This is a genomic window from Verrucomicrobium sp. BvORR034, from assembly GCF_000739635.1.
Classification (GTDB): Bacteria; Verrucomicrobiota; Verrucomicrobiia; order Verrucomicrobiales; family Verrucomicrobiaceae; genus Verrucomicrobium.
Window position 1 is genome coordinate 19,570 of record NZ_BATQ01000065.1, and the last position, 7,872, is coordinate 27,441.

The following is a 7,872-nucleotide window of genomic DNA, read 5'->3' on the forward strand; positions in this document are numbered from 1 at the left end:
ATGGGAGGCGAATATGATGCGCGTTTCTCTCCTCCTATGGGGCTGCACCCTGAGTGCAGCGGTGTGGGCCGCCCCCGTGAAGGTGGAGGTGGTGCCGGAGGGGGGATTGAAGCGGGGCGGGGAGCCGTATTTCATTCAAGGCGCGGGCGGGGACGGCCCGCTCAAGCTGCTGAAGGCTCGGGGTGGCAACTCGGTGCGCACCTGGGGACACGAAGGTCTGGGGGCCAAACTGGATGAAGCCCACGCGCTGGGGCTCACCGTGGCGGCGGGCATTTGGCTGGAGTCCGAGTGCTCATGGTTCTCCTACAGCCGGCCTGACCATTGTGACCGGCAGGCGGCGCGGGTGAAACAGATCGTGACCGAGCACAAAGATCACCCGGCGCTCCTGCTCTGGGGCCTCGGAAATGAAATGGAGGGCGATGGTGGCAATGCCGCGCTCTGGAAACAGGTGAACCGGCTGGCGAAACTGGTTCATGAAACAGACCCCGCCCATCCCACCTTTACCGCCCTGGCGGGCATCAGCGACATGAAAGCCAAAGGGCTGAACGAACATGCCCCTGATCTGGACCTGGTGGGGATCAATACCTATGGAGCGCTTCCGGGCCTGAGAGAGACCCTGGCGCAGCTTGGATGGCGGCGCCCCTGGGTGGTGACAGAATACGGTCCACGTGGTTTCTGGGAGGTCGGGAAAACTTCATGGGGCACTCCGCTGGAAGATACCAGTACGCAGAAGGCGGAGTTCTTAAAGATGGCGGCCACGAAGGCATTGGGCTCGGGAGCGACGGGGGGCTGCGCTGGGGGATACGCATTTCTCTGGGGGCAAAAACAGGAAGCCAGCGCGACGTGGTTCGGGTTGCTAACAGAGGACGGGGCGGCGACACCATCAGTGGATGTGCTGCAAGAGCTGTGGACAGGGCGGAAGCCCGCCAATAGTGCGCCAGCGGTGGATGCTCTGCGGAGTGACCAGGCAGGGCAGACGCTACGCCCGGGGCAGAAGTTTTCGGCGGGCTTGGTGGCGCAGGACCCTGACGGCGATGTGCTCACGATCGACTGGCGCGTGCTGTCTGCACATGGGGCCCGGGACAAGGAGGGCCGCGAGCTGACGCCGCCTGCTCACCCATCCTCCGTGCTGGAAGTAAAAGGCAGCAGCGCCACTTTTGCTGCACCACAGCAGCCCGGTGAGTACCGGATCTACGGCTATGCCCGTGATGGTCACGGGGGCGTGGGCACAGCCAACTTTTTGATTCGGGTCAGTCAGCCTTGAAACGTGCCAGTTCCACTGGCGCTTCTTTGCGGCGGCGCAGTGGAATGCGGGAGATGGGTTCAATGCGGGGCTGCGGATGGCCGCTGCGTTTCGCCATGGAGGCGAACCATGAGGCGGCACGCTGGGCCAGTTGGGCTCCGTTGTGCACCTGGAGCTTGTCCTTCATCCTCTGGCGGTGAGTTTCCACCGTCTTGCTGCTGACGCCCAACTCTTGGGCGATGTTGGTGCTGGTCATGCCCCGACCGATCATGCGGAACACCTGCAGCTCGCGGTCAGAGAGGCGTGACACCTCGGCGTCACGTGGGCGGCCCAGAGCTCCGCAGGAGAGGTCTTGCAAAAGGCTGCTGGAGACGCGGTTGCTGGCATAACGTCGGCCTTCTTGTACGGCATCCATGGCGGCCAGCACCTCGGCAGGCTCATCCTGCGTGGTCACATAAGCCTCCGCGCCAGCACGGAAGGCGCGCTGTACAGACTCTGTGTCAACCAGGCTGCTGATGACGATCAAATGGGAAGAGGGAGCGAAGCGATGCAGGTCTTTGATGAGCACCACGCCGTCTCCCTGCGGAAGCACCAGATCCAACAGCACAAATCGAGGCGCCAGTTCTGTGGCCAGAGCCAGCGCCGCTGCCGGGTTGCTGGTTTCTCCACAAGTGGCGCATGCGCGTTGGGATTCAAACAACGTTCGCAGCCCAACTCGCACCAGCGGTTCGCCGTGAACTATCAGTACTGAGTGCTGATTCATGTTTACAGGACATCTGGGGTATCAGGAGGAGTCTTATTACTTATAGTGTGGCATGTGGGTTTGTCGTTAGAATTTTTTGTGAAGTGAGAACCTGACAGCTTTGTCAGGCGGATTTTGCACGAGATGGAGTGAAACTCACTCAATAGCAGGCGACTACGTCATGATGGTGCCGGCCGCACCATCGATGAAATAATGCCGGGATTGTCCGGCATTATTGCGAATGTTTTCAAGTGCGTGTCTGAATGCTGAGGAACTACCTGGGCTGGCGTGACATTTGGTGCTGTATCGCAAAAATTCATGGTGCGGTTGGCGCACGGTTACCCGCAAGGGATTGCCACATCTCCAGCAGGACAGCGCCCCGAGGTTTGCCAGATTTTTCTGGCGACACCGCTGTAAGATTTTGTTTTTCTATCGAAGCAATGGAGGCGGCAAGTTGTTGAGGGTTCAAAGTGCCGGTCTTTAGCCTTTCAAATGCCTGGGCCCAGGCCGCGGCGGTTTGTGGATCAAGGGGATCCTTCAGCCGGGCCTGATAGCCGGGGAGGAAACCTTGAGTGGCGAAGTACTGGGCCGCGACGGCCTCGGCGTTGTCAGCATCGGCTTTGATGTCATTGAAGAAGCTGACGAGCTGCCCGCGCTGAACGAGGGTGCGCACGAGTTTGGCGGAGTCGATGCTGGCGGCTGGTTGACGAGTCTGCGTGGCTTGCGCTGCGGCAAGGCCGGCGGCCTCGCCAGTTTGCATCCAGACAGGCTCGAGCCGGATGGCACCCCAGGCCACATGCGTGGCTCCCAGGCACACGGGTACGAGGAGATTATCCACGCCCTGGGGCAGCAGGCTGCGGTAGGGGATCTGGGCGGGGCGGGATTCCTCTGTGAGGATCAGCTTTCCGTCATATCGATAGCCTGGGCGGGAGTCCTTCGTGCAGGAGTGGGAGTCCATGTACCAGTCCGTGACGGCAACACTGTCGGGATGAATGGGCGTGCGAAGGCCGGGTGAAACGGCGCTGTTGTCGTGTGAAGTGAAGACGTGCCGTCCCACGATGCGGCGTGCCTCACGCACGTACATCTCATAGGGGATGTGTTGATTGTCCTGGAATTCGTCACGTGGCAGGCCCCACTCGCGGAACTGGACGCGGGCTTTCTCCGAGATGGACTCGTCGTTCTGGAGGAACCACATGAGGCCCAGTGCGAAGTTTTTGTGCCGGTCGATGATCTTCTCCCGCTCCGGCCAGCCTGCCTCCGGATAGCGATGATTTTCCCCCGGCAGGATGGGGCTGTTCATGTGGCTCTTGAGATTCGGCCCCGCATTGGTGGAGATGCTTTTGCGGTCATACTTCACGTACTCATTGCGATCATAGCCGGGAGGCGGGCTGTCCGGCAGGACGCGGTTGGCGGGATCCTTGGTGACGCAGAACCGGTAGTTGTAGGCTTGAACTGCACCGTCGGCGGTGAAGGGGCTGGTGGGATCGAGCGTGCCTTGACGCGAGCCATAGGTACGGAGGTTAAGGCCTTCTCCGGCGATGCTGGCCGGACCCTCATGATCGATGTTGACGAAAGTCTTCCCGGCGAAGGGTTCGTTGTACTCATCCCGGGCTTCGCGACCCACGCGGAAAGGCACCTTTGCGAGGGCGAAGAGGTCGCCTTCATAGGTGGCATCCACGAAGGTCGTGCCTGTCACCTTGATCTGCTCTGAAGTTCCGTATCGGGAGAGACTTATTTCCTTGATCAAGGCTTCTTCACGCTCCGCGCTTACGGGGTAATGCGAAAGAAGCAGTGTGATGTTCTTTTCCGCAGCGACGAGCCGGTTGAACTCCCTCTCTGCCACCCGGGGTTCCGCCCAGCTGATCGGGTAGTGCTCGTGGGTGTAGCGGGCGGTTTGATGCTCCTTGGAGTCACGGCCGAAGCGCTGGATGTAGTGTTTCTCAATGTTGCGCAGCAGTTCCGTGAAGAGCGGGGCACGTGGGCCGCCATAGAGGGCGTCCCACTGCATGAGGCCATTGGTCATCATGCCGCCGATGTGCTCGTTGTGCTGCACGAGGAGCACCCGGCAGCCTTCACGAGCGGCTCGTACTGCGCAGAGCACACCGCTGCCTGTGGCACCGACGATGACGACATCGTAGTTCTTGTTCGCGACATCGCTGGCGCTGGATGCTTTGGCCAGATGCACAGGCTCGGTGTCGGCAGGAACCGGTTGGTGGGTGGGGGCTGTCACGCGGGCCATGGGGGAAAGGGCGGCGGCGGTGGAGGCGGGGTTGGGGGTAGATTCGGATGGAGCCGGGCGAGCGGTGGCTGCGGCTCCCAAGTTGGAGGGCCAGCCTGAAGGGATGCTCCCGCTTCGTTCCTGGACGGCTAGGGCGACCGGCAGGAATTGGACGGCGTCAACCACTACGAATCCATCGGCACCTGCATTGGAGATGGTCACTGAGGTCTTGCCGTCAGGCGCGAGTCTAAAGGTACCTAGAGCCCGTGGCACTCCGTTCTTGTCGAGCAATGGCTGACGCTGATTGATTGTGACTTCCTTGGGACCATCGGCGGTCTGCACCGTCACGCGCGTACGGGTGGAGCGATTGTCCGTGGGCACATAGCAAAGCCTCACCTCGTATTCTCCTGGCTCGGCTAACTTTGGAGTAAAGACTGCCGCCGAGCCGCCATCCTTCGCCTGATTGTCGTGGTGGTAGGCTGGCCCATAAACGGCGGGCTGTTTGGTGCTGCGTACCCAGTGGCCGGTGTAGGCAGCGGCATCGTCGTCCACAACAATGCCTTGCGGAGAGGTTGGGGGCTCTTTTCCAGCTGGTGCTGCCGGGCAGGTTGCCGCCGAGAGAAGGCCTATGCCAACGACGGGGAAAATCGTGCGAATGCTGAGGCGGTGCATTTTCATAAGCGTGGGGAATGAAGGTGTACCGGGTCAACGTTGCCAAGAGGGTGTCTTGGCTGGTAAATCAATCTTGCCAGCTGGAAAGCGAACCGACGTCCAACAAAAAGAACGCCCCGGTGAGCTGGGCTCTACCGGGGCTGGCCAGGTGCTTGTGAGAGTGACCGAGCCTCTCAGGGCGATGCTGATAGAGAAGCTTGGGCTGGAGGAGTGGGCAAAGGACGCTGCAGCACCCGGTCAGTGAGCAGAAAGCAGGGCGGGTGCGCCAGCAGCAAGAGCAGGCTCACACCATAGAACGGCAGATAGTGAGGCCAGGACATGCTGCCAAACCACAGGATCAGCCGGTACACCTCGATGGACTTGATGAGGACGAGAATAAATCCTGTGGCCAGCAGGGCGACGATGGCGGCGGACCATGTGCCTGGAATGAGGCGGCGTGGTGTGATAAGGTAGTGAAGGCCAAACCAGCGGACAAAGGCGACGACAAGGATCTGGAAGACAGAACAGGCGACGAGCGCTGCCGTGAAATCGTTGCTGATCGGCTGGGGCCGGGCGGGCTGGTTGGGACTATGTCCGAAGGAAGCAATGAGAACGTCAATGCCATAACTCAGGAGCAAAAGCGCCCATGCCAGCCAGGCCAGAATCAAGACCGTGATGGAGGCGCCAGTCAGGCGCGTTTTGGCGGGGAGAATGGGGGAGGACGAATCGGACATGGATATCGATCAAGATCTTGGCAACGAGCCAATGAGAGGCTGGGGTGCAAGATGAATTTGGCGAATCGGTGCAGAAAATCTTGTCAAAAGGCGGGGAATCCAAGCTAATGAAGCGCCAATCTTCCCGATGTGAGGTTGATCATCTTCGCCTTTCTACGGAGTTTCCTTTCGCCATGAAGCCAGGTCTTTTGTTTCTGTTGTTCCTTCTGGTCGGAGATACCATGCCGGCCGCTGATACTCAGGCTTTGGCGCGTGATCTCAAGATCCGCCAGATGGAGGGGCGATTTGACCGATACTTTGATCCCAAACCGATGACGGAGGCGGAGAAAGATGCGGAAGTGGAGTCCATGCGGCAGTCCATGCTGGACTCCCAACTGGCCAAGGGAGAGGAGGACACGGAACAACGCCGACGGGGAAGGGATCAGTTTTTAGCCTGGGTACGCGAGAGTAAGGGCAAGCCCGCTGCGAACCCCTACCGCTACAAGTTGACTGTGGGAGCCAATGGGGTGCTCTGCCAGTACATCGCCCAGAAGGGCGGCAGTCTCGTTGAGGGTGGAGTCTCCTGGTGCCTGGAGCGGGAAGGGCTCATGTATGAATACAGTGAGGGCAGCGAGCACATCACCATCCGCAAAGGTACGCCAGACCAGACAACCGTCTTGGGCGTGATGCTTGCAGAAATGGGATTGCTGGGACAGGCCGACTGGATCTCCAGAATTGCGGATGGCATCTCCACCCAACAAGCTGCGGCAGATGCCGAGGCAGGAGCGGCTCTGAAGTTGGCGGTAAAGTGGCCCTATGGTCATGGCGACATCTTGCGTCATCCCTCGGATGCCAGGCTGGTGACGGGCATGATACTGCACACGGGGAGTGCTGACTTTCCCCAGCTCGTGAATTACGAGTTTGGCCAGTTTTTCAAAGCCAGTGATACCCTAACCCTGCCGGGTGAGATGAAGTACAGCTACAAGGGTCCGCAATCCAGTCACCGCAGCGTCATCACCCTGGAGAAGCTGGCATTCGTGAAGGAAGGCGAGAAGCTGCCTGAAGTCGAATTGCCGACCTTTGGCATCGTGGAGGTGGCTGACGTGAGCCACATGGGGCCGGGCCAGGGGGAGGTGAGATACAAGGCCTTTGGCAGTCTGCCCACGCATGACGAGGTGCAGAAACTGCGTCTGGATCCGGAGGAGAGGAAGCGGCAGGTGGAGAAGATGGACTGGCTGAAGAAAGCGCAGCAGTCGGTGCCAGGAAGGTGAGGTGGCGGTTGGTGTGTCTGGCGGGTTCGAGGACGATTCGCAGGTGGTCAATAGTTGTCGGCTGGCCTGCAAAAACGATCAGCCCCAGCGAAAAGTTCTCCGCCGGGGCTGATCAAATCTTGGGCCTCTGGTGATGCCGGTTGTCTTAGGCCGCGGCAGGGGCCGCTGGAAGCGAGGGGATGCCGATGGTGACATCCGTGTCTGACTCATAGTTCACGCCTTCCAGACCGAAGCCAAAGAGGCGGAGGAAGCTGGACTTGTAGCCTTCGAAGTCACCAAGCTCAGCGAGGTTATCGGAATTAACTTCTGTCCAGCGCTGGCCCACGAGTTCCTGGACAGCAGAGGCCATTTCCCAGTCGTCCACACGGATGCGGCCGGCCTCGTCAGGCTGGGGGGTGCCGCTGTACATGCGATCGCGGAAGAGGCGGTCCATCTGCTCGATGCAGTCCTCATGGGTGCCCTGGTCTTTCATCACCTTGTAGAGGAGGGAGATGTAAAGGGGCACCACGGGGATGGCGGAGCTGGCCTGGGTGACCAGGGCCTTGTTGACGGAGACCCAGGCCTTGCCGCCGAGAGGGGCGAGGTGAGCGTCGAGCACTTTCTGGACGCGTTCCACATCTTCCTTGGCACGGCCAATGGTGCCATTCTTGTAGATGGGCCAAGTCACTTGAGGCCCAATGTAGGAATAGGCAACGGTCTGCACGCCCTGAGCCAGGACGCCTGCCTCGAGGAGGGCGTCGATCCAGATCTGCCAGTCCTCGCCACCCATGACGGCGATGGTCTGCTCGACGTCATCGCCTGCGGCAGGCTCGATGGTGACCTCGTTCACCACACCAGAGTTGGTGTTGAGGTTCTTGTTGGTGTAGCTCTCACCAATCGGTTTGAGGACGGAATTGTACACCTGACCGGACTTGGGATCGGTGCGGCGCGGGGAGGCAAGGCTGTAAACCACGCAATCCACCTGACCGAGGTCGGCCTTGATGGCGGCAATGACTTCCGCCTTGATGGCGTCCGAGAAGGCGTCGCCGTTAAAA

General features: G+C 60.2%; 6 protein-coding genes. 2 read left to right on the forward strand and 4 right to left on the reverse strand.

Translation table 11 applies throughout. The features are described 5' to 3' along the window. The first annotated feature begins 13 nt into the window (after positions 1–13). Positions 14–1,264: a glycoside hydrolase family 2 TIM barrel-domain containing protein gene (locus tag BV034_RS11810; RefSeq protein ID WP_063768755.1), complete on the forward strand. Its 1,251-nt coding sequence runs from the start codon at positions 14–16 to the stop codon at positions 1,262–1,264. Here BV034_RS11810 and BV034_RS11815 read toward each other — a convergent pair. From BV034_RS11815 to BV034_RS11825, 3 genes are all read right to left on the reverse strand, one after another. Then, positions 1,251–2,006, reverse strand: a complete 756-nt coding sequence (locus BV034_RS11815; RefSeq protein WP_081887747.1) for a response regulator transcription factor — start codon at positions 2,004–2,006, stop codon at positions 1,251–1,253. The two genes, BV034_RS11810 and BV034_RS11815, sit on opposite strands and share 14 nt — an antisense overlap. Positions 2,007–2,301: 295 nt before the next feature. Then, positions 2,302–4,881 (reverse strand): FAD-dependent oxidoreductase, encoded by a 2,580-nt coding sequence (locus BV034_RS11820; protein ID WP_050027220.1) that lies wholly within the window; start codon positions 4,879–4,881, stop codon positions 2,302–2,304. A 167-nt stretch (positions 4,882–5,048) separates the two neighbouring features. After that, on the reverse strand, positions 5,049–5,588 hold the full coding sequence (locus BV034_RS11825) for a hypothetical protein (protein ID WP_050027221.1): 540 nt from the start codon (positions 5,586–5,588) through the stop codon (positions 5,049–5,051). Between the two features lie 173 nt (positions 5,589–5,761). On the opposite strand from BV034_RS11825, the gene BV034_RS11830 reads away from it, so the two are divergent. Then, positions 5,762–6,838, forward strand: coding sequence for a hypothetical protein (locus BV034_RS11830; protein WP_050027222.1), 1,077 nt, complete (start codon positions 5,762–5,764; stop codon positions 6,836–6,838). A gap of 145 nt (positions 6,839–6,983) precedes the next feature. Here BV034_RS11830 and fabV read toward each other — a convergent pair. Then, on the reverse strand, positions 6,984–7,872 hold an 889-nt coding region (fabV, locus tag BV034_RS11835), incomplete at its 5' end, for an enoyl-ACP reductase FabV (protein ID WP_050027223.1).